This window comes from Streptomyces sp. NPDC050508, from assembly GCF_040655155.1.
Classification (GTDB): domain Bacteria; phylum Actinomycetota; class Actinomycetes; order Streptomycetales; family Streptomycetaceae; genus Streptomyces.
In genome coordinates, this window is sequence record NZ_JBFAJJ010000012.1 from 163,288 (window position 1) to 185,413 (window position 22,126).

A 22,126-nucleotide genomic window follows, 5' to 3' on the forward strand; every position below is an offset into this window, starting at 1 on the left:
ACGTTCCCGCCCAGAAGGCCCGCCGCACCTCGGGGAGGGAACCCGCGATGGCCACCATGGTCGACGTCGCACGCAGCGCCGGTGTGTCCGTCGCGACCGTCTCGCACGTGCTGAACGACACCCGTCCGGTGCTGCCCGACACCCGGCAGGCCGTGCTGACCGCGATCGAGGAACTGAACTACACGCCCAACACCCTCGCCCGCTCTTTGGTGACGTCCCGCACCCGCTCGATCGGCCTCGCGGTCTCGGCGATCAGCAACCCGTACTTCACGGAGATCCTCCAGGGCGTCGAGGCCGGCGCCCTGGAACAGGGCTACAGCCTGCTCATCGCCGATCCGCACGACGACCCGGAGCACGAGCGCAAGGTCGTCCAACTCCTGCACGAGCGCCGGGTGGACGGCATGATCGTCGCGCCGTCGGCGGTCCCGGACGCCCTCGTCGCCTACCTCGGCCGGCACTCCGTACCGACGGTGTTCCTGGACCGGGTGGTCGAGGCACCCTCGGACGACGCGTCCCCCTTCGACCAGGTGTGCGCCGAGAACGCCGAACCGACGGCCCACCTCGTCACGCACCTCGCCGGACTCGGCCACCGCCGTATCGGCATGGTCGCGGGCCTGCCCGGGCTCAGCACCACCGGCGAGCGGATCGCCGGATACCGATACGGCCTCGCCGCCGCCGGACTCCCTTACGACGAACGGCTGTTGGTGCACGGCGACTCCGAGTCGGCCCCCGCCGAGCGCGCCACCGCGACCCTGCTGTCCCTCGCCGCCCCACCCACGGCCCTGGTGACCGCCAACAACGCGATGACCATCGGCACCCTGCGCACGCTGCGGGCGCGCGGGCTGTCCGTCCCCGCTGACCTCGCGCTGTGCTGCTTCGACGACTTCGCCTGGGCCGACCTGTTCGAGCCCCGGCTCACCGCAATCGCCCAGCCCAGCAAGGAAATCGGGGCCCAGGCCGTACGGCTGCTGCTGGACCGGCTCGCCTCGCCGGACCGGCCCGCCCGCGTCCTGCGGCTGCCCTGCGCCTTCGTCCACCGCACGTCCTGCGGCTGCCCCGACCAGTCCGAACAGTCCCCGAAGGGAAACATCTCGTGATCGTCGTAGCCGGTGAGGCCCTGATCGACCTGGTGCCGCAGGGCACGGGAGCCCTCGCCGCCCTGAAGCCGGCGCTCGGCGGCGGCCCCTACAACACCGCCGTCGCCCTCGGCCGCCTCGGCTCCCCCACCGCCTTCTGCTCCCGCGTCTCCTACGACGCGTTCGGCGAGGCCCTCCTCGACGGGCTGCGGCGGGCCGAGGTGGACGTCCTGGACGTGCAGCGCGGCCAGGAGCCGACGACCCTCGCGGTCGCCACGCTCGACGCGAACGGCTCGGCCACGTACTCCTTCTACGTCGACGGCACCGCCGACCGGCTCTTCGCGGTGCCCGCGGCGCTGCCCGCCGAGACCGAGGCCGTGTCCTTCGGCACCTGCTCGCTCGTCCTGGAGCCGGGCGCGAGCGCCTACGAGGAGTTGATGCGGACCGCGTCCGGGCAGGGCGTATTCACCCTGCTCGACCCGAACATCCGGGCCGGCCTGATCCCCGACGCGGACGCCTACCGGGCGCGCTTCAAGAGCTGGCTGCCGTACGTGTCCCTCCTCAAGCTGTCCGAGGAGGACGCGCTGTGGCTGGGCGGCACCCCGCGCGAGTGGCTGGACGCCGGTCCCTCGGCGGTCGTGATCACCCATGGTGGCGACGGCCTCGCCGCGTACACCCAGGACGGCACGGTGTACCCGATTCCGGGCGCGAAGGTCGACGTCGTGGACACGATCGGCGCCGGCGACACCGTCAACGCGGCGCTGCTGCACGGTCTGTCCGCCCGGGACGCGCTCTCTCCGGAGGGGCTGGCCGGTCTGGGCCGCGACGGCTGGACCCAGCTGCTGCGGTTCGCGGCACGGGCGGCGGCGATCACGTGTTCACGGGCGGGGGCGGAGCCGCCGTATGCCTCTGAACTGGGCGGTCTGTAGAGGCTGTTGAGCGCGTGTGGCGCCCTGCGGGGAAGTTCCCGCGGGGCGCCACACGCGCGTTCTCGCTGCCGGTCAGGCCTTGCGGGCTCGCGTCGTCTTCTTCGCGGGCGTGGCCTTCTTGGCCGGCACGGACTTCTTCGCCGCGACCGCCACCGTCTTCTTGGCGGCGACCTTGCGCGGGGCCTTCACCGGCGCCCCGTCGCTGATCCGGTCGGCGTCGAGGATCTCGCGCAGGAACTTGCCGGTGTGGCTGGCCCCCACCGCGGCGACCTGCTCCGGAGTGCCCTCCGCGATGACCAGACCGCCGCCCGCACCGCCCTCGGGGCCCATGTCGACGACCCAGTCGGCGACCTTGATCACGTCGAGGTTGTGCTCGATGACGATGACCGTGTTGCCCTTGTCGACCAGGCCGCCGAGCACCGTGAGGAGCTTGCTGATGTCCTCGAAGTGCAGACCGGTGGTCGGCTCGTCCAGGACGTAGACCGTACGGCCGGTGGAACGGCGCTGCAGCTCGCTGGCGAGCTTGACGCGCTGCGCCTCACCTCCGGACAGGGTGGTCGCGGACTGGCCGAGCCGGACGTAGCCGAGGCCGACGTCCTTGAGGGTGTTGAGGTGGCGGGCGATCCCGGGGACCGCCTCGAAGAACTCCGTGGCCTCCTCGATCGGCATGTTCAGGACGTCGGCGATGGACTTGCCCTTGTAGTGGACGTCCAGCGTCTCCCGGTTGTAGCGGGCGCCGTGGCACACCTCGCACGGGACGTACACGTCCGGCAGGAAGTTCATCTCGATCTTGATGGTGCCGTCGCCCGCGCAGTTCTCGCAGCGACCGCCCTTGACGTTGAAGGAGAAACGGCCGGGCAGATAGCCCCGCACCTTCGCCTCGGTCGTCTCCGCGAACAGCTTGCGGACGTGGTCGAAGACACCGGTGTACGTCGCCGGGTTGGAGCGCGGGGTGCGGCCGATCGGCGACTGGTCGACGTGCACGACCTTGTCGACGAGATCGTCGCCGTCCACGCGCGTGTGCCGCCCCGGCACGTTCCTCGCGCCGTTCAGCTCGCGGGCCAGGTGCGTGTACAGGATGTCGTTGACCAGGGTCGACTTGCCGGAGCCGGAGACGCCGGTGACCGCGGTGAACACGCCCAGGGGGAACGAGACGTCGATGTCCTGGAGGTTGTTCTCCCGGGCGCCGTGCACCGTGAGCCGGCGGGAGGGATCGAGCGGGCGCCGGATGTCGGGCAGCGGGATGGCCCTCTTGCCGGACAGGTACTGCCCGGTCATCGACTCGTCGTTGGCCAGCAGCTCCTTCAGGGAGCCGCTGTGGACGACCCTGCCGCCGTGCTCGCCCGCGCCGGGACCGATGTCGACGATCCAGTCGGCCACCTTGATGGTGTCCTCGTCGTGCTCGACGACGATGAGCGTGTTGCCCATGTCGCGCAGCCGGACCAGGGTCTCGATCAACCGGTGGTTGTCCCGCTGGTGCAGGCCGATGGACGGCTCGTCGAGGACGTACAGGACGCCTACGAGTCCGGAGCCGATCTGGGTGGCCAGGCGGATGCGCTGGGCCTCGCCGCCGGAGAGGGTGCCGGCCGCGCGGTTCAGCGAGAGGTAGTCGAGGCCGACGTCGACCAGGAACCGCAGCCTCTCGTTGCACTCCTTCAGCACGCGCTCGGCGATCTTCTTGTCGCGGGCGTCGAGCTTCATCCCGCCCAGGAACTCCGCGCAGTCGCTGATGGACATCCCGGAGATCTCGGCGATCGACTTGTCCATGATCGTGACCGCGAGGACGACGGGCTTCAGGCGCGTGCCGTGACAGGTCGGGCAGGGCACTTCGCGCATGTAGCCCTCGAAGCGCTCGCGGCTGGCGTCGCTCTCCGCCTCGCCGTGCCGCCGCTTCACGAAGGGGACGGCGCCTTCGAAGGGCGTCGTGTAGACCCGCTCGCGGCCGTACCGGTTCCGGTACCGGACCTCGATCTGCGTCTTGTGGCCGTACAGCAGGGCCTTCTTGGCGCGCTGCGGGAGACCCGCGAAGGGGATGTCGGTGCGGAAGCCCAGCGCGTCCGCGAGGGCGCCGACGAGACGGCCGAAGTAGTCCTTGGTGTGGCCGTGCGACCACGGGTGGATGGCGCCCTCGTCGAGGGACTTGTCCTCGTCCGGGACGATCAGCTCGGCGTCGACCTCCATGCGCGTGCCGATGCCGGAGCACTCGGGGCAGGCGCCGAAGGGCGAGTTGAAGGAGAAGGAGCGGGGCTCCAGCTCCTCGAAGGACAGGTCGTCGTACGGGCAGTACAGGTGCTCCGAGAACATGCGCTCGCGCTCGGGGTCGTCCTCGGGGAGGTCGACGAAGTCGAGCACGATCATGCCGCCGGACAACCCGAGGGCGGTCTCCACGGAGTCGGTGAGGCGGCGCTTGGCGGAGTCCTTCACCGTGAGGCGGTCGATGACCACCTCGATGGTGTGCTTCTCCTGCTTCTTCAGGACGGGCGGCTCGGAGAGCTGGATGGTCTCGCCGTCCACGCGCGCGCGGCTGTAGCCCTTGGTCTGGAGGTCCGCGAACAGGTCGACGAACTCGCCCTTGCGCTCGCGCACCAGCGGCGACAGGACCTGGAAGCGGCTTCCCTCGGGCAGCGCCAGGACCTTGTCGACAACGGCCTGCGGCGACTGGCGCGAGATGGGCCGGCCGCATTCGGGGCAGTGCGGCTTGCCGATGCGCGCGAAGAGCAGGCGCAGGTAGTCGTAGACCTCGGTGATGGTGCCGACCGTCGAGCGCGGGTTGCGCGAGGTCGACTTCTGGTCGATGGAGACGGCCGGGGAGAGACCCTCGATGAAGTCGACGTCCGGCTTGTCCATCTGGCCGAGGAACTGGCGGGCGTACGAGGAGAGCGATTCCACGTAGCGCCGCTGGCCCTCGGCGAAGATCGTGTCGAAGGCCAGGGAGGACTTGCCCGACCCGGACAGGCCCGTGAAAACGATGAGCGAGTCGCGTGGAAGGTCGAGCGAGACATTCTTCAGATTGTGCTCGCGCGCGCCACGGACGATGAGACGGTCGGCCACGCCGGTCCGCACCTTTCTTGAGAGAAGTGACAGGGGCGGGGCCCCCGTCGTTCTCAGACTAGGGGGAGCCACTGACAACGCCGGTCGGAATCCCGGCCGAGGCATAACAACCTCCGGCCTTCCAGCATGCCCGACGCCGCACCCGACGATATAGCACGTGCATTCGATTTACGGCACTGCTTCACCACCTTCACCCAAAGGTGTGGCGGCGCTAGGGTCAGCAGCATGATTGATCACGCTCATGACCTGGCCTCTGTACGTGATGCGACCGAGCGAGTGCTCACCGCTGCCGCCGGACTGGACAACGCTTCCGTGGCCGAGCCGTCACGGCTTCCCGGCTGGAGCCGCGGCCACGTCCTCGCCCACCTCGCCCGGAACGCGGACGCCCTCGTGAACGTCCTGGAGGGGCGCCCCATGTACGCGACGGCGAGCGTCCGCGACGCCGACATCGAGCGCGACGCCCCTCGCCCCCTGGACGTCCAGCTCACCGACGTGCGCGAGAGCGGGGCCCGCTTCCAGGACGCGGGTGCCGCTCCCGCGGACTGGTCACGCACCGTGGAGCTGCGCAACGGGGTCGTCGACTCCGCGTCCCAGATCCCGTTCCGGCGCTGGGCCGAGGTCGAGTTGCATCACGTGGACATGGGGATCGGATACGAACTGGAGGATCTGCCGGAGGAGTTCACCCAGCGGGAGACCGACTTCCTGGTCGAGCGGTTCGACGGGCACCCTGATGTGCCGTCGACGCACCTGACGGACGGCACGCACGCGTGGAGCACGGGTCGTGCGGCCGAGAAGCCCGAAATCACCGTCACCGGAAGCCTCGTCGATCTGCTCGGCTGGCTCTGCGGGCGCCGTGACGGGTCCGGTCTGACGGTCGACGGCGGCTCCTTGCCGACGCTTCCCCCGCTATAGACCCCCAGCCCTTTCGTAGAGCCTCCGGTGTCACTCGTTGGCGTCGGGTGCGGGTTCGGTGGTGGGTGCGGGGTTCGGGCCGGTCTCGATGAGGTGGAGCAGCGTCCAGGCGACGCCGTAGCAGTCGTCCGGGCCGAAGCAGGCGACGAGCGCACGCACTTCCGTTCTCATGGGCGAATGATCGGCTTCAGTCACCACGACGGGCAAGGCATCACGGTCCCGCGCCCGATCACCCGAACGTCCGAAGAGCGCCAGTCCCTTCGGGACGTCTCCGCGAACGCACTAGGCTGACCACCATGACGTACAGCGGCGAGGTGACGGTCGGTGGACCGGCGGATGTGCACGAACTCACGGACCTGATGATCACCAAGATCGCGGTCGGGCCCATGAACAACAACGCCTATCTGCTGCGCTGCCGGGCCACGGACGAGCAGTTGCTGATCGACGCGGCCAACGACGCGGAGACCCTGCTCGGCACGATCGGTGACGACGGCATCGCGTCCGTCGTCACCACCCACCAGCACGGCGACCACTGGCAGGCGCTCGCCGAGGTCGTGACGGCCACGCGCGCGCGTACGTACGCGGGCCGCGAGGACGCCGACGGCATCCCCGTATCGACCGACGTCCTGGTCGACGACGGCGACACGATCCGGGTGGGGCAGGTCGAGTTGACGGCGCGTCACCTCGTGGGTCATACGCCGGGTTCGATCGCGCTCGTCTACGACGACCCGCACGGGCACCCTCATGTGTTCACCGGGGACTGCCTGTTCCCGGGCGGCGTGGGCAACACCCGCAAGGACCCCGAGGCGTTCGCCAGCCTGATCCACGACGTCGAGACGAAGATCTTCGACGCACTCCCGGACGAGACCTGGGTCTACCCGGGCCACGGCAACGACACGACACTGGGCGCGGAGCGTCCGCACCTGCCGGAGTGGAGAGCTCGCGGCTGGTGATCTGTTGAACCTTGCTGGGGCCGTCCTGAAATGGGTCGGCCCCGCTTTGGTGTTGGAGCAGCACAGCAGGGCCTGCCCGAAGGTCTTCCACTTTCACACCTTCAACACGTCCGGGTGAATCCCCCGATAGGCGGCAACCAGACACCTCCCTGACAAGTCACATATCTCGCATCCAATCAGCGAGGACCTCAGGGGGACCCATGAGCAATCAACCGCCCTACCCGCCACAACAGCCTTACGGACAGCCCCCGTTCCAGTCGCAGCCTCCGAAGAAGCGCTCCGTCGGAAAGATCGTCGGTTTCGGTTGCCTGGGCATTGTCGGCTTGTTCGTCGTCATCGCCATCGCCGCCGCCGTCATGGGAGGCGGCACCAGCAACTCGAAGAGCACGGCGCCCACCGGCAAGAGCTCCGACAAGGCCGCCGCAGACTCAAAGAAGGACGCCACGAAGGACGCGACCGACGGCAAGGTCGTCTTCAAAGTGTGGGGCACCGCCCCCGCCGGCGCCCTCGGCGGTCTCGACATCGGCTACGGCTCCGATTCGGACACCCGTAAGGGCACGTTCAGGGACGGCAGGTTCGAGGCAACGCTGACCCTCGACAAGGACGCCATGTACTACAACGTGAACGCACAGCTCCAGGGCGCCGGGGACATCAACTGCTCGGTCACCGTGGACGGGAAGACGAAGAAGGGCCACGCGTCCGGCGGCTACAACATCTGCAACGCGCAGCTGAGCAGCAACTTCACTGGGGGCTGGTCGTAGCCGGTTCGGCAGACGCGGGCGGGGGAAGCTGCAGGCCATCCCCCCGGCGCCCGAACACGAACGGAACGACTACCGCTGGGGGGCCATGACCGAAACCAGCATGTCAGCAATGCCGCCAATGCCACCGCTGCCACCGCTGCCACCACCACCGAACGACCCGGCGCCACCGGTGAAGAGGCCCCGCACCAATCTCGTCATCATCGCCTCGGCCGTGGCCGTCATCGCCGCCGTCGTGGCCACCGGCGCCGTGGTCGTGCGGTCCGGCAACCACGACAGCAAACCGGCCGCCACCGCCACGTCGACCGCCCATGACGCGGACGCCGTCTCCACCGAGACGCCGGATCCGGCACCGACGTACGCCGAGGTCGACGCCGGCAGTTTCACGATCGGACTGAAGACCACCGGTCGGCAGTGCTTCGGGGCGGCGGGCTGCAACGTGACGGTCGAGCCGGACCTGACCTTTCTGGGTGACAGCGAGGGCATCGACCCGGACGCCGTGTACGAGATCACCTACGAGATCCACGGCGACGAGTCCGGCCCGGTCATCGCGACGGCCGAACTGTCGGATCAGACGAGCCTGAACTACACGCCGTCCGTGATCAGTACTGCCTCGGCAAGCACGGAGGTGTCAGTGGACTTCACGGACGTCTCGGTTCAGGGGGGATGAGACGCCACGGGTACAGAGCACGCTCCCGGCGTGAACCACTTTCCGTGCGCCCCGCACAGCCTCCGCGCACGCACCCCGTGTGAATCCTTCGCACGCGCCGGTGTCCCACGCGCGCTCCCGGCTCACGTGGTTGCGCGGTCAACTGGAAACAGCCCCGCTCAGGACGACGGCTCCTGCGCGGATGGGCCGCCGGTCCATCGTTCCCCGCCCTCGACCGGCGGCCCCGGCGAGCGGGCCGGAATCGGCACCGCACAGGTGTCGTTCACAAGAGCGCAACAAGTGTTCCCACTATGCGGACAATCGGGGCTGTGACCTGGACAATCAGGACGTCCGACTGTCACTCTCCCGCCATGCACCTTGCCCCTCGCGTACTGCGCCGCGCGACATCCGCCGCAACCGTAGCCCTGCTCGCCACCGCCGTCGGCTGTGCTCCGCAGCCGGAGGAGAAGGCCTCCGACCAGGCCTCCGGGTCGACCGCGACCACCTGCGCCAAGGGCAAGTTGGCCACCCAGACCTCCGGCAAGCTGACGATCGCCACGGACGAGCCGGCGTACGAGCCGTGGTTCGAGGACGACAAGCCCGCCAACGGCAAGGGCTTCGAGTCGGCGGTGGCGTACGCCGTGGCGAAGCAGCTCGGCTACGACAAGAGTGCCGTCGTCTGGCAGAGCGTCCCCTTCAACAAGGCCTTCGCGCCCGGCGTGAAGACCTTCGACTTCGACATCAACCAGGTGTCCATCAGCACCGAGCGCAAGAAGGCCGTCGACTTCTCGTCCGGCTACTACGACGTGCGTCAGGCCGTCATCGCACTCAAGGGCAGCAAGGCCGCCAAGGCGACGAGCATCGCGGGTCTCAAGGGCCTCAAGCTGGGCGCCCAGGTCGGCACCACGAGCCTGAACTACATCAGCGACGTGGTGAAGCCGACACAGCAGGAGGCCGCGTTCTCCAAGAACGACCAGGCCGTCTCCGCGCTCAAGAACGGCCAGGTCGACGCGATCGTCGTCGACCTGCCGACCGCCTTCTACATCACCTCGGCCGAGGTCACCAACGCCAAGATCGTCGGCCAGTTCGAGAACCAGGGCGGCACGCCCGAGCAGTTCGGGCTCGTCCTCGACAAGGGCAGCGACCTCACGTCGTGCGTGACGTCGGCCGTGGACGCCCTCCGCAAGGACGGCACCCTGGCGGCGCTGGAGAAGCAGTGGCTGTCCGACGCCGTCGACGCCCCGGTCCTCAAGTGACCGTGGTGAAGGACGAGTCGGGCCGGGAGGCCGCGGACGACAAGGGCGACATGCCCGGCGGGGGCGACGCGTACGTCCCCTCGCAGCGGCGCCTGGACCGCGAGCGTCACAAGCGCACGCGTGCCCGTCGCGCGACCGCGATCGCCGCGGTGTCGACCCTGGTCACGGCCGTCGTCCTGTACGTCGTCGTGGTCAGCGCGCCGGGCTGGCAGCGCACCAAGGAGACGTTCTTCGACGGGCACTACGCGCGCGAGGCGTTCCCCAAGGTCCTCGAAGGTCTGTGGCTCAACGTCCGGCTGCTGCTGATCTGCGGCGTGCTGGTGCTCGTCCTGGGCATGCTGATCGCCATCGCACGCACCCTGCGCGGGCCGGTGTTCTTCCCCCTGCGGGTGCTGGCGGCCGCGTACACGGACTTCTTCCGCGGGCTGCCGCTGATCATCAACCTGATGATCGTGGTCTTCGGAGTGCCCGCGCTGCGCCTCCAGGGCGTGACCGTCGACCCCGTATGGCTGGGCGGTGCGGCGCTGACGCTGACGTACTCGGCGTACGTCGCCGAGGTGTTCCGCGCGGGCATCGAGTCCGTGCACCCCTCGCAGCGCGCCGCGGCCCGCTCGCTGGGCCTGAGCAACCGGCAGGCGCTACGGCACGTGGTGCTCCCCCAGGCCGTACGCCGACAGGTGCCGCCCTTGTTGAACGATCTGGTGTCCCTCCAGAAGGACACCGGGCTCGTGTCGATCGGCGGCGCGATCGACGCCGTGCGCGCGTCCGACATCATCGCGCAGCGCGCTCTGAACTACACGCCGTACATCGTCGCGGGGCTCGTCTTCGTGGCGCTGACCATCCCGATGACCCGCTTCACGGACTGGGTGACCGCGCGGATGGACAAGCAGCGGGCCCAGGGAGGCACGACATGAGCGACGACAACACCTCTCCCGTGCTGCGCATGGAGTCCGTCCGCAAGACCTTCGGCACGTCCGTCGTCCTGCGGGACGTCGACCTGGAGGTCCCGCAGCACACGGTGACCGCGCTGATCGGCGCCTCCGGCTCCGGCAAGTCGACGCTGCTGCGGTGCGCGAACCTCCTGGAGGACATCGACGACGGTGCCATCTGGCTGGACGACGAGGAGATCACCGATCCGCGCGTCGACCAGGACGCGATACGGCGCCGTATCGGCGTGGTGTTCCAGGCCTACAACCTGTTCCCGCACATGACGGTCCTGGAGAACATCACCCTGGCCCCGCGCAGGGTGCACGGCGCGTCCCGCGCGGAGGCCGAGGCACACGCGCGTGAGCTGCTGGAGCGGCTCGGGCTCGGGGACAAGGCGGGCGCCTACCCGGACCGGCTGAGCGGCGGTCAGCAGCAGCGGGTGGCGATCGTGCGCGCCCTGGCCGTACGTCCGCGGCTGCTGCTCTTCGACGAGATCACCGCCGCGCTCGACCCCGAGCTGGTCGGTGAAGTGCTCGCCGTGGTCCGGGACTTGAAGGACGAGGGCATGACCATGGTGCTGGCCACGCACGAGATGGGCTTCGCCCGGGACGTCGCCGACCAGGTCTGTTTCCTGGACGGAGGCGTCGTCCTGGAGCGCGGCACCGCCCAGCAGATCTTCGGCGACCCGCAGCAGGAGCGCACACAGCGCTTCCTGCGACGGATCGTGGAGGCGGGCCGCCTGTAAGGGGCGTACGCCAGGAGGCCGGTGCTTACCGCCCTGCGCCTTAAGCGTCGGCCTTCCCCGCGCCCGCCAGCGCGGCGACGCGCTCCACACCGAAGACGTACCCCTGCACACCGCAGCCCGCGATGACACCGTCGGCGCGCAGCGAGACGTACGAGTGGTGCCGGAACGACTCGCGCTGGTGGATGTTGGAGATGTGGACCTCCAACACCGGTAGCCCGTCACAGGTGTTGAGGGCATCCAGGATGGCGACGGAGGTGTGCGAGTACGCCCCCGGGTTGATCACGATGCCGCAGTGGTTCAGCCGCGCCTCGTGGATCCAGTCGACCAGTTCGCCCTCGTGGTTGGACTGCCGGAAGTCCACCGTGCCGCCGTGTCCGGCCGCTGCCTTGACGCACAGGGCCTCCACGTCGGCGAGTGTGTCGGAGCCGTAGATCTCCGGCTGGCGCTGGCCCAGGAGGTTCAGGTTGGGGCCGTTGAGGATCATGATCGGGGCGTTGGCCAGGGTGCGGGGCACGGTTCCTCCGGTCCGTTCGGACTTGTCGTTCGAGGCGGGGCCGCCGGTCGACGGCCGCTGCTCGGACCCGGTCTATCACGACCCCTCCGCACCTCCGCGCGCCCCCGTAACCGTTGCTCACTGTGGGTAGTTGACGCGGCATGCACGATGTACGCACCGTAAGGCCCCCTTCTATGCTGCGACTCGCGGCCGCCTCGCTCGCCGGGACCGCGATCGAGTTCTACGACTTCTTCGTCTACGGCACGGCTGCGGCCCTGGTCCTCGGCCCCCTGTTCTTCCCGACGTTCTCGCCGGTGGCGGGGACGCTGGCCGCCTTCGGGACGTTCGGTGTGGGCTTCGTGGCACGACCGCTGGGTTCGGCGCTGTTCGGGCACTTCGGGGACCGGCGTGGACGGCGGCCGGTCCTCGTCGCCTCGCTGCTGCTGACCGGTGCCTCGACGGTCGCGGTCGGCTGCGTGCCGTCGTACGGCTCGATCGGGGTGGCCGCTCCCGTGCTCCTTCTGGTGCTGCGTTTTCTGCAGGGGCTGGGGCTCGGCGGGGAGTGGGGCGGGGCAGTGCTCCTGACCGCTGAACACGCGCCCGCCGGGCGGCGCGGGCTGTGGTCGAGCTTTCCGCAGGTCGGGCCGGCGGTGGGGTTCCTGCTGGCCAACGGCGTGATGCTGGCGCTGTCGACGACCCTGACCGACGCGCAGTTCGCGCAGTGGGGCTGGCGGGTGCCGTTCTGGGCGGCCGGGGCGCTGGCCCTGGGCGGGCTGTGGCTGCGTTCGTCGCTCGTCGAGAGCCCCCGGTTCCTCGAAATCGACGACCACGCGCGCGTGCCGCTCGCCGAAGTCGTGCGCGAGCACTGGCGGCTGGTCCTGCTGACCGCCGGAGCGCTGTCCGTGGGGTACGCGATCTTCTACGCGGTGACGACGTGGTCCCTCGCCTACGGCACCGAACGGCTCGGGGTCGGCCGTAGCGTCATGCTGACCTGCATCATGGCCGCCGTGGTGGTGAAGGGTTCGCTGACCCCGCTGGTGGCGCTGCTGAGCGACCGCTACGGGCGCCGGCCGCTCTGTCTGCTGGGGTGCACGGCCGCCGTGCTGTGGATGTTCCCGATGGTCGCGCTGCTCGCCACGGGTGCGCCGCTGCTGATGTTCCTCGGATTCCTCGGGGCGCTGCTCGCGTTCGTGACGATGTTCGCGGTGGTCGGCGCCTATCTGCCGGAGTTGTACGAGCCGCGGGTGCGCTGCACGGGTGCCGCCGTGGGCTACAACCTCGGCGGGGTCCTCGGTGGCGCGCTCACCCCGATCGTGGCGACGGCGCTCGCGGAACACGGCGGGCGTGTCCCCTGGGGCGTGGGCGCCTATCTCACGGGAGTCGCCCTGTTCAGCCTGGGCTGCTTCGTGCTGCTGCCGGAGACCCTGCCGGTGCGGGTGGCGGCCGTGGAGCCGGCCACCGGGTGAGGGCTTGTGCAGCAGCGGACGTAAACGCTTGCGCAAGCCTTTACGTGCCGGCCGGAGTGCCTCGCGCACGGAGCTCCGCGCGCTACGGATTGATCGCCAGCTCCAAGTACGCCGCGAACAGCACCAGATGGACTCCGCCCTGGAGCGGTGTGGCCCTGCCCGGTACCACCGTCAGCGAACTCACCACGATCGTCAGGGCGAGCAGCACCATGTGCGTGGAGCCGAGGCCGAGGACGAGCGGGCCGGAGAGCCAGATGGACGCGAGGGCGACGGCGGGGATGGTGAGGCCGATGCTGGCCATCGCCGAGCCGAGCGCGAGGTTGAGGCTGGTCTGCACCCGGTCGCGGCGGGCGGAGCGCAGGGCGGCGATGGTCTCGGGGAGCAGCACGAGCAGCGCGATGATCACGCCGACGACGGCGTGGTGCAGCCCGGCGGCCTCGACGCCGGACTCGATGGTCGGCGAGACGCCCTTGGCCAGCCCGACCACGCCGATCAGGGCGAGGCCCAGCAGGCCCAGGCTGACCAGGGCGGTGCGGGCGGACGGCGCGTCCGCGTGGTGGTCCTTGGTGATCGCCTCGCCCTGCCGGGAGACCGGCAGGAAGTAGTCGCGGTGCCGCACGGTCTGCGTGGCCACGAAGAGGCCGTACAGGGCGAGTGAGGAGAGCGCGGCGAAGGTGAGCTGGGCGCCGGAGAACTCCGGGCCCGGCTTGCTGGTGGTGAAGGTCGGCAGGACCAGGCTGAGCGTGGCCAGGGTCGCCACGGTGGCGAGGGCGGCGCCGGTGCCCTCGGGGTTGAAGACCGCCGTGCCGTGGCGCAGCGAGGCGACGATGAGGACCAGGCCGACGATGCCGTTGCAGGTGATCATGACGGCGGCGAAGACGGTGTCTCTGGCGAGGGTGGAGCTCTTGTCGCCGCCGTCGGCCATCAGGGTGACGATCAGGGCGACCTCGATGATCGTGACGGCGACGGCGAGGACCAGGGAGCCGAAGGGTTCGCCGACGCGATGGGCGATGACCTCGGCGTGGTGCACCGCGGCCAGCACCGCGCCGGCGAGGACCAGGGTCACCAGGGCGACGACCACTGCGGGCAGGTCCTTCCGCCCCCAGGTGAAGACGAGGAGGACGGCTGCGAGCACCGGTACGAGGGTCGTCCACCGGGTGGTGAGCGACCTGAGCCGAGTGATCATGAAGCGATCCTCGCAGAGGCGTACGGGCCCCGCATTCCGGCACTGCGGGGCCCGTCCCGCGCTACTTGAACTCGGTCATGTCCAGTACGTCGCAGTCGGTGAAGGACGGCGGCCTGGTACACAACGCGGCCATCTGCTGGGCGAATTTGCCGGTCTCGGGGTCGTTGCTGTTGCTCATGGCGTCCTCGTACGAGTCGAACTCGATCACGACGAGGACGTGTCCCGGCTTGTTCCGGTCGCGCAGGACGAGGCGGTGGGTCGGCCCGCCGGCGCGGCCGGCCATGCGCTTGTCCGCCTCCTCGGCCACTGCCTGCATCTCGTCGAAGCGGTCGGTCTCGAAGTCGACGATCTGCACGAATTTCATCGATGCGTCCATGGATGCCTCCACCCGGCCGTGGCGCTCCCGGGCCGGGCGCGCTCGGTATCCAACGAAGCACCGGGAGCGGTGGTCGGCAATTCATCGTGCGGTGCTCCCGGCGATCGTTGTTCCTACGTCCGACGTGGTCAGGCGTCGATGCTGTCCTTCGGAGCGCCTTCGGTCCCCGTCTGCGCCGCCTCGGCCGCCGCCTGCTTCTTGTTGGCCATCAGACTGGTGATGGTGGTGACGATCAGGACCGCGCAGATCACACCCAGCGAGACCGGGATGGAGATCTCCGGGACGTGGACGCCGGACTCGTGCAGAGCGTGCAGCACCAGCTTGACGCCGATGAAGCCGAGGATGACCGACAGGCCGTAGCTGAGGTGGACCAGCTTCTTCAGCAGGCCGCCGATGAGGAAGTACAGCTGCCTGAGGCCCATCAGTGCGAACGCGTTGGCCGTGAACACGATGTACGGGTCCTGGGTGAGGCCGAAGATCGCGGGGATGGAGTCGAGGGCGAACAGCACGTCCGTCGTACCGATGGCGAGCATCACGACCAGCATCGGGGTCATGACCCGCTTGCCGTTCTCCTGGATCCACAGCTTGGTGCCGTGGTACCGGTCGGCCACGCCGAAGCGGCGCTCGGCGGCCTTGAGGAGCTTGTTCTCCTCGAACTCCTCGTCCTCCTCGTCGGCCCGGGCCTCCTGGATGAGCTTCCAGGCGGTCCAGATGAGGAAGGCGCCGAAGATGTAGAAGACCCACGCGAAGCTGGCGAGGATGGCCGCGCCGGCGGCGATGAAGATGGCCCGCAGGACCAGGGCTATGAGGACGCCGACGAGCAGCACCCGCTGTTGGTACTGCGAGGGCACGGCGAACTTCGCCATGATCAGGACGAAGACGAAGAGGTTGTCGACGCTCAGGGACTTCTCGGTGATGAAGCCGGCGAAGAACTCCCCACCGGCCTGGCCGTCCCCGAAGAGGATCAGACCGAGTCCGAAGAGTCCGGCCAGGGCGATCCAGACGACCGTCCAGATCCCGGCTTCCTTGATCGACACGTCATGCGGCTTGCGGCCGATGAAGAAGTCGACGGCGATGAGGGCGGCCAGCCCCACGATGGTCAGGACCCACAGGGTCACGGAAACATCCACTACTGCTCCTCCGGCGGTATTAACGGCAAATGGTCAGCGTCGTCGCTACCGGAGGTCTCTTCCACCTTGGACGGGCGCCCAGGGCCGACGCCCCGGGATCTGGCCTGATCCGTATTGACGGGTACGCCGCAGCAGATAGGGAGTACTCCCCTCCGTACGGAAAAGCCTACCCCAATCACCAAGGAAAGGTAAAGCGATTACCAAAGAAAGGATAAAGTTGCTGGTGGGAGCCCTTTACCTGTACTTGGTGCGAGCCGTCGCGACCTCGGTCAACACCTGCCGCACCACCTGGCTGCCGGGCGGCACGAGTGAGGGCTCGTACGTCCAGGCGTGTCCGACCCAGGGGTCGGCGAGGTGGTCGTCGGGCAGCGGGGTGAGTCGCATCAGCGAACGCCAGAGGGGGTCGAGCAACGGGCCGTAGCCCGCGGCGTCCTCACGGTCCGCGACCATCATCAGATGGACGCCGACGGCCGGTCCCTCGTCCGCGAGGTAGCGCAGCTGGGTCACGGCCCGGTCGTCGAAACCGTGCGGGAAGTCGTTCACGATCAGCAGTTGCTCGGCCGTGTCGAGACCGGGCGGCAGCGAGTCGGCGGCACCGCCGCGCACCGCCATCTGCACCAGGTCCACCCGCTGGGTGAGCCGGGTCAGGACGTCCGTCACCCCGGCGGCGCCCACGGCGGGCGGCGCCGCGAGCACGCCCGTGTGGACCAGCGGGACCAGCGCCTGCGCCGCCGAACCGGCCGGGTCGATGACGTGCACGGCGAACTCGCCCGCCGGGTAGACGGCGAGCAGCCGGGCCGCGTGTGCCACTGCCGTGTCCAGCGCGAGGCGCCGCAGCTCGTGGGAGTCGGCGAACGAGCCGTCGAGGGACTCCGCGCCGCTGTCGATCCACAGGCCGCGCTCCAACGGCAGCCGGACCAGCATCGGGATGCGCAGCTCGGGGCTCTCCGGGAGGTGGAGATCGCCGAGGCGCAGGGCCATGGGGATCTCCATCGGGACGCGGTAGCCGTGCCAGACGGGGTTGTCCCAGCCGGCGAACGCGAGCGGAAGCGCGGGTTCGACCACCTCGGACTCGGCGGCCAGCTGGGCGAGGTCCCGGTCGAGGGCCGCCCGTGCCTGGTCGACGAGTTGGGCGTGCTTGGCCTGGGCCGCCTCGCGGGCCGCGTCGCCCTGACCGCCGATCCGGCTGCGCGGGTCGGACAGCGCCTGGTCGAGCTCCTTCTCCATACGCGAGTCGGCGAAGTCGACCGCGCTGCGGTACGCGGCCATGGTGCGGGCCAGGTCCTCGAACATGCCCCACACCTGGTTGTAGAGCCGCTCCTCCATCGACCACCCGGTCGCGTCACCGGCAACGGGCTGCGCCGGCTGTCCGGGCGGAGCCGGGGGCACGGTCGGCGCGGGCTGCGGGGGCGCCCCGGCATGCCGGCGCGGGTGGCTGTAGTCGATCGGGCCGCCGGTGGCGGGGGCGGCGGGCTGGGAGGTGGCGGAGTGGTCGGCAGGCGCGGCGGAACCGGGGTACCCGGACTGCGGCCCTACGTCACCCGGGGCGCCCTGTGCGCCGTACGGAGACGTCGGCTGCGGTGCTACGGCACCGGAGGCGCCCTGTGTCGCGGGGCCGCTCCCCTCGGGGCCGACGCCCGGTGTGGCCGCCTGGCGCGAACGGTCGCCGTCCGTGGTGCGCGGCGGAGGTGCTGCCACGGAGCGGGCGAGTCCCTGGGCCACCGCTTCGTTGATGCCGCCCGCGAGTTGGTGGGCCTGGGGCAGGCCCTGGTCGGTGAGGAGTTCGGCGAGGCCGCCCGCGTATCCCTGGCCGACGGCGCGCACCTTCCAGGCGCCCTGTCTGCGGTACAACTCCAGGGCCACGACAGCCGATTCGGCGTCCAGGCCGGTGATCGTGTAGCTGGCGACCTCGGTGCCGTCGAGGCCGGTGACCGCGACGAAGGGTGCGGCGACGGCGCCGAAGCGGGTGGGGCCGTCGGCGCCGAGGGGCAGCGCGAGCAGCACGCTGACGCGGTGCACGGCCTCCGGCATGGCGCCCAGGTCCACCGCGAGGCGGTGGTTGGCGGCGGCCTGCTTGGAGACCTCCAGGCCGGGCAGGGTGGGTGTGCCCGGGTGGGCCACCCACTCGACGCCGTGGATCCTGCCGTGGTCGTCACCAAGGGTGGCGGCGGCCACGACCGGCTTGTCTGCCGCGACCCGGATCTCCAGGTGCACTTGGGAGAGCGGGTGGTTCTGCCCTCGCACCAGCTCGGCTGCCATCGCTCTCGTCCCCCTGCTCAGCCGTGTCGTGGTCGTGTGCGCCGGGCCGTCCTACAGGTGCGGCAGGATTGCCGGCATCAGGTCCTGGAAGGTACGGCCGTTGGTCGGCGTGCCGAGGGCCGTCAGCGTCCAGCCCGAGCCGGTGCGGTGCACCTTCGCCATGATCTGGGCCGTGTACTGGCCGCCGCCGGCCAGTGTGTAGCGGGCCAGCTCCTGGCCGTTGGTCTCGTCGACCAGGCGGCAGAACGCGTTCTGCACTTCCTGGAAGGTCTGGCCCGTGAAGGAGTTCACGGTGAAGACGATCTGGTCGATGTGGACCGGCACGCGCGCGAGGTCGACGAGGATGGCCTCGTCGTCCCCGCCCTGGCCGACACCGCCGACGAGGTTGTCGCCGGTGTGGCGCACGGAGCCGTCGTCGCTCACCAAGTGGCGGAAGAACACGACGTCGACCGGCTGCTTGTCCGCGAACAGCACGGCGGAGGCATCGAGGTCGATCTCCCGGGTGCGGGAGCCGAACAGGCCGCGCCGGGGAGCCGCTTGCCAGCCGAGGCCCATGCGCACCGCGGTCAGGCTGGCCCCGTCGTTCTTCTGCAGACTGATGGCCTGACCCTTGGTCATGTTGACCGTCACGGCTGTTCCCCTCTCGAACTGTCCCCTGTTGCCGCGGAATCCGCGGATGTCCAGAACCCTACGCAGCGGCACTGACAGTGCCGAACCCCGGTTCCTACTTTGTGTCGGTCTTGCAACACAGAGCGCGTATGCCGAGGTCCGGGGGTCCCCCGAGGGGGTCAGGCCAGGCCTCCCTCCTTCATCTGCCGCAGTTCCTTCTTCATCTCGTGGACCTCGTCGCGCAGCCGGGCCGCGACCTCGAACTGAAGATCGGCGGCGGCGGCGCGCATGCGCTGCGTCATCTCGTCGATCTGCTCGGCGAGTTCGGCCGCGGGACGGTCGGTCGGCACCGTGTCCTTGGCCTTGCCCCTGGCCGCCTTGGCGGCCTTGCCGCCGAGCGCGGGCACGGGGGCCTTGGCGCCCTTGCCGTCCTTGGCCTTGCGGTAGCCCGAGCCGAGCAGCTGCTCCGTGTCGACGTCCTCGCGGGCGATCTGCGCGACGATGTCGTTGATCTTCTTGCGGAGCGGCTGGGGGTCGATGCCGCGCTCCGTGTTGTACGCGACCTGCTTCTCCCGGCGGCGGTTGGTCTCCTCGATGGCCTTCTCCATCGCCGGGGTGATCCGGTCGGCGTACATGTGGACCTGTCCGGAGACGTTGCGCGCCGCGCGGCCGATGGTCTGGATCAGGGAGGTGCCGGAGCGCAGGAAGCCCTCCTTGTCGGCGTCCAGGATGGCCACCAGGGAGACCTCGGGCAGGTCGAGGCCCTCACGGAGGAGGTTGATGCCCACTAGGACGTCGAACTCGCCGGAGCGCAGCTCGCGCAGCAGCTCGATGCGGCGCAGGGTGTCGACGTCGCTGTGCAAGTAGCGGACCTGGATGCCGAGTTCGAGGAAGTAATCGGTGAGGTCCTCGGCCATCTTCTTGGTGAGCGTGGTGACCAGGACGCGCTCGTCCTTCTCGGTGCGCTTGCGGATCTCGTGCACCAGGTCGTCGATCTGGCCCTCGGTGGGCTTGACGACGACCTCGGGGTCGATGAGGCCGGTGGGGCGGATGATCTGCTCGACGGCGCCGTCCGCGCGCGAGAGCTCGTACTTGCCGGGGGTCGCCGACAGGTAGACCGTCTGTCCGATGCGCTTCTGGAACTCCTCCCACTTCAGGGGGCGGTTGTCCAGGGCGGAGGGCAGTCGGAAGCCGTGGTCGACGAGGGTGCGCTTGCGGGAGGCGTCGCCCTCGTACATGGCACCGATCTGCGGGACCGTGTTGTGCGACTCGTCGATGACGAGCAGGAAGTCTTCCGGGAAGTAGTCGATCAGGGTGTTCGGCGCGGAGCCGGGCTCGCGGCCGTCGAAGTGCATCGAGTAGTTCTCCACGCCCGAGCAGGAGCCGATCTGGCGGAGCATCTCCAGGTCGTACGTCGTCCGCATCCTCAGGCGCTGGGCCTCCAGGAGCTTGCCCTGCTTCTCCATCTCGGCCAGCCGCTCGCCGAGTTCCTTCTCGATGTCGTTGACGGCCCGCTCCATGCGCTCGGGGCCCGCGATGTAGTGGGAGGCGGGGAAGACGTAGAGGTGCTCGTCCTCGCTGATGATCTCGCCGGTGAGCGGGTGGAGGGTGGAGAGGGCCTCGATCTCGTCGCCGAACATCTCGATGCGGACGGCCAGTTCCTCGTAGACCGGGAAGATCTCGATGGTGTCGCCGCGGACGCGGAAGGTGCCGCGGCTGAAGGCCACGTCGTTGCGCGTGTACTGGATGTCCACGAAGCGGCGGAGCAGCTGGTCGCGGTCGATCTCGTCGCCGACCTTGAGGGGGACCATGCGGTCCACGTACTCCTGCGGAGTACCGAGGCCATAGATGCAGGAGACCGAGGCGACCACGATGACATCGCGGCGGGTGAGCAGTGAGTTGGTCGCGGAGTGGCGCAGCCGCTCGACCTCCTCGTTGACCGAGGAGTCCTTCTCGATGTAGGTGTCCGACTGCGGGACGTAGGCCTCGGGCTGGTAGTAGTCGTAGTACGAGACGAAGTACTCGACGGCGTTGTTCGGCAGGAGCTCGCGGAACTCGTTGGCCAGCTGGGCGGCCAGGGTCTTGTTGGGCGCCATCACGAGGGTGGGGCGCTGGAGCTTCTCGATCATCCACGCGGTGGTGGCGGACTTGCCGGTGCCGGTCGCGCCCAGCAGGACGACGTCCTTCTCACCTGCCTCGACGCGCCGGGCCAGCTCGGCGATGGCCGCCGGCTGGTCGCCGCTGGGCTGGTAGGAACTGACGACCTCGAAAGGCGCCACCGTGCGTTCGATGTGAGAAACGGGCCGCATGGAACCAACCGTACGACCCGCCACTGACAACGGGGTCGGATCAGCGGTTCTGCGGGGTGCGGGAGCGGCGGTGTCCGAGGTCGCGGCCGGGGCGGACCGCGGCGCGCCGGGGGTGCGGGACGACGGCGCCGGCCGGGACGCCGGGCTTTTGCTCGACGAGGGTCCGGGCGGGCTTCCCCATGATCATCAGCGGGTCGAACATCACGACGACGCCGGCCAGGAGGAGGAAGGCGAGGGGGCCGATCATCATGGGCGCGAGCAGGGACGCGGCCGACACACCGTCGGCGGTCGGGGCCGTGCCGTGGACGTGGACGGTGAGGGCGGCCATGCCGGCGTAGTGCATGCCGGTGACGGCGAGCCCCATGACGAGGCTCGCGCCCACGCTCCACAGGAACCCGCGGACCTGTCCGGCCGCCCACAGGGCGCTGATCGCGGCGACGACCGCTATGACGACGGACGCGGCGACGGTGAACGTGTTGTATTCGAGTTTTCCGTTGAGGCGCATGCTGGCCATGCCCAGGTAGTGCATCGAGGCGATGCCCAGGCCGGTGAGGGTGCCGCCGGTGAAGAGCGCCGTCCCCTTGGCCCCCCTGTAGCCGACGATGAAGATCCCGACGCCCACCATGACGATGGCGACGGCGAGGCTCGCGAAGGTCATCGGTTTGTCGTAGTGGACCGGTGTCTGCCGGACCGAGAAACCCATCATCGCGATGAAGTGCATCGTCCATATGCCGGAACCGATCGCCGCCGATCCCAGGGCGAGCCATCCGGGGCGCCAGGACTGGGCGACGAGCATCGATCTGGTGGTGCAGCGCAGGCCGAGGGCGGCGCCGAGGCACGCCATGAGGTAGGCCACCAGCGGTGTGACGAGTCCGTAGCTGAAACCGTCGACCGTGCCCTGCATGCGCAGTTACCCTTCCGCCCTGTTCCGTCCCGGAATCCCTGAAACGCGCCCCGCCCCAGGACCGCGGGAACGGTCAGGGTCGACGCAGAGAGTATGACCCCCACCGGAATGGTCGAACGATTTTCCGGCAAAGAAACA

The 22,126-nt window shown here is 69.4% G+C and carries 21 protein-coding genes; 10 read left to right on the forward strand and 11 right to left on the reverse strand.

The features are described from left to right. The first annotated feature begins 47 nt into the window (after nt 1–47). Both AB0I69_RS31205 and AB0I69_RS31210 read left to right on the forward strand, forming a co-directional pair. A complete protein-coding gene (locus AB0I69_RS31205; RefSeq protein ID WP_363099071.1) occupies nt 48–1,097 on the forward strand; it encodes a LacI family DNA-binding transcriptional regulator in 1,050 nt (349 codons plus the stop codon). Continuing rightward, on the forward strand, nt 1,094–2,005 hold the full coding sequence (locus AB0I69_RS31210) for a carbohydrate kinase (RefSeq protein WP_363099072.1): 912 nt from the start codon (nt 1,094–1,096) through the stop codon (nt 2,003–2,005). Before AB0I69_RS31205 ends, AB0I69_RS31210 begins: the two co-directional genes overlap by 4 nt. 72 nt (nt 2,006–2,077) lie before the next feature. Here AB0I69_RS31210 and uvrA read toward each other — a convergent pair whose 3' ends face one another. Further along, entirely contained in the window at nt 2,078–5,056 is a 2,979-nt protein-coding gene (gene uvrA, locus AB0I69_RS31215) for an excinuclease ABC subunit UvrA (protein WP_363099073.1), read from the reverse strand. A 225-nt stretch (nt 5,057–5,281) separates the two neighbouring features. Between uvrA and AB0I69_RS31220 the strand changes: the two genes are divergently transcribed. Continuing rightward, nucleotides 5,282–5,968: a maleylpyruvate isomerase family mycothiol-dependent enzyme gene (locus AB0I69_RS31220; protein WP_363099074.1), complete on the forward strand. Its 687-nt coding sequence runs from the start codon at nt 5,282–5,284 to the stop codon at nt 5,966–5,968. Nucleotides 5,969–5,998: 30 nt separating this feature from the next. Here the strand turns inward: AB0I69_RS31220 and AB0I69_RS31225 are convergent, their stop codons facing one another. Both AB0I69_RS31225 and AB0I69_RS31230 read right to left on the reverse strand, forming a co-directional pair. Continuing rightward, nucleotides 5,999–6,139, reverse strand: coding sequence for a hypothetical protein (locus tag AB0I69_RS31225; protein WP_363099075.1), 141 nt, complete (start codon nt 6,137–6,139; stop codon nt 5,999–6,001). Nucleotides 6,140–6,197: 58 nt separating this feature from the next. Then, a complete protein-coding gene (locus tag AB0I69_RS31230; protein ID WP_363099076.1) occupies nt 6,198–6,320 on the reverse strand; it encodes an MYXO-CTERM sorting domain-containing protein in 123 nt (40 codons plus the stop codon). Here AB0I69_RS31230 and AB0I69_RS31235 point away from each other — a divergent pair. From AB0I69_RS31235 to AB0I69_RS31260, 6 genes are all read left to right on the forward strand, one after another. After that, on the forward strand, nt 6,265–6,921 hold the full coding sequence (locus AB0I69_RS31235; RefSeq protein ID WP_363099077.1) for an MBL fold metallo-hydrolase: 657 nt from the start codon (nt 6,265–6,267) through the stop codon (nt 6,919–6,921). The two genes, AB0I69_RS31230 and AB0I69_RS31235, sit on opposite strands and share 56 nt — an antisense overlap. 200 nt (nt 6,922–7,121) lie before the next feature. Beyond that, on the forward strand, nt 7,122–7,682 hold the full coding sequence (locus AB0I69_RS31240; RefSeq protein ID WP_363099078.1) for a hypothetical protein: 561 nt from the start codon (nt 7,122–7,124) through the stop codon (nt 7,680–7,682). Nucleotides 7,683–7,791: 109 nt separating this feature from the next. Next, entirely contained in the window at nt 7,792–8,349 is a 558-nt protein-coding gene (locus AB0I69_RS31245; RefSeq protein ID WP_363099079.1) for a hypothetical protein, read from the forward strand. Between the two features lie 350 nt (nt 8,350–8,699). Continuing rightward, nucleotides 8,700–9,584, forward strand: coding sequence for an ABC transporter substrate-binding protein (locus AB0I69_RS31250; protein ID WP_363099080.1), 885 nt, complete (start codon nt 8,700–8,702; stop codon nt 9,582–9,584). Further along, on the forward strand, nt 9,581–10,498 hold the full coding sequence (locus AB0I69_RS31255; protein WP_363099081.1) for an amino acid ABC transporter permease: 918 nt from the start codon (nt 9,581–9,583) through the stop codon (nt 10,496–10,498). Before AB0I69_RS31250 ends, AB0I69_RS31255 begins: the two co-directional genes overlap by 4 nt. Beyond that, entirely contained in the window at nt 10,495–11,256 is a 762-nt protein-coding gene (locus tag AB0I69_RS31260; protein WP_363099082.1) for an amino acid ABC transporter ATP-binding protein, read from the forward strand. The genes AB0I69_RS31255 and AB0I69_RS31260 overlap by 4 nt, the downstream gene beginning before the upstream one ends. Before the next feature lie 40 nt (nt 11,257–11,296). Here AB0I69_RS31260 and aroQ read toward each other — a convergent pair whose 3' ends face one another. Beyond that, complete coding sequence (aroQ, locus tag AB0I69_RS31265; protein ID WP_362983326.1) at nt 11,297–11,770, reverse strand: type II 3-dehydroquinate dehydratase; 474 nt, start codon at nt 11,768–11,770, stop codon at nt 11,297–11,299. 173 nt (nt 11,771–11,943) lie between these two features. Here aroQ and AB0I69_RS31270 point away from each other — a divergent pair, with 173 nt between their 5' ends. Then, entirely contained in the window at nt 11,944–13,215 is a 1,272-nt protein-coding gene (locus tag AB0I69_RS31270) for an MFS transporter (protein ID WP_363099083.1), read from the forward strand. A gap of 82 nt (nt 13,216–13,297) precedes the next feature. On the opposite strand, the gene AB0I69_RS31275 is transcribed toward AB0I69_RS31270, so the two are convergent. The 7 genes from AB0I69_RS31275 to AB0I69_RS31305 form a co-directional block, all read right to left on the reverse strand. Next, complete coding sequence (locus AB0I69_RS31275) at nt 13,298–14,401, reverse strand: ionic transporter y4hA (protein WP_363099084.1); 1,104 nt, start codon at nt 14,399–14,401, stop codon at nt 13,298–13,300. A gap of 61 nt (nt 14,402–14,462) precedes the next feature. Continuing rightward, nucleotides 14,463–14,777, reverse strand: a complete 315-nt coding sequence (locus tag AB0I69_RS31280; protein WP_363099085.1) for a hypothetical protein — start codon at nt 14,775–14,777, stop codon at nt 14,463–14,465. Nucleotides 14,778–14,905: 128 nt separating this feature from the next. Beyond that, entirely contained in the window at nt 14,906–15,907 is a 1,002-nt protein-coding gene (locus tag AB0I69_RS31285; protein ID WP_363099086.1) for a TerC/Alx family metal homeostasis membrane protein, read from the reverse strand. A 234-nt stretch (nt 15,908–16,141) separates the two neighbouring features. Further along, on the reverse strand, nt 16,142–18,166 hold the full coding sequence (locus tag AB0I69_RS31290) for a TerD family protein (RefSeq protein ID WP_363099087.1): 2,025 nt from the start codon (nt 18,164–18,166) through the stop codon (nt 16,142–16,144). Between the two features lie 51 nt (nt 18,167–18,217). Beyond that, the gene (locus AB0I69_RS31295) at nt 18,218–18,796 is read right to left on the reverse strand and encodes a TerD family protein (protein ID WP_363099088.1); all 579 of its coding nucleotides are present in this window, start codon (nt 18,794–18,796) and stop codon (nt 18,218–18,220) included. Between the two features lie 158 nt (nt 18,797–18,954). Continuing rightward, nucleotides 18,955–21,084 carry an excinuclease ABC subunit UvrB gene (gene uvrB, locus AB0I69_RS31300; protein ID WP_363099089.1) on the reverse strand — a complete coding sequence of 710 codons (2,130 nt, stop codon included), beginning with the start codon at nt 21,082–21,084 and terminating at the stop codon, nt 18,955–18,957. A 40-nt stretch (nt 21,085–21,124) separates the two neighbouring features. Next, nucleotides 21,125–21,988, reverse strand: coding sequence for an MHYT domain-containing protein (locus AB0I69_RS31305; RefSeq protein ID WP_363099090.1), 864 nt, complete (start codon nt 21,986–21,988; stop codon nt 21,125–21,127). Between the last annotated feature and the right edge of the window lie 138 nt (nt 21,989–22,126).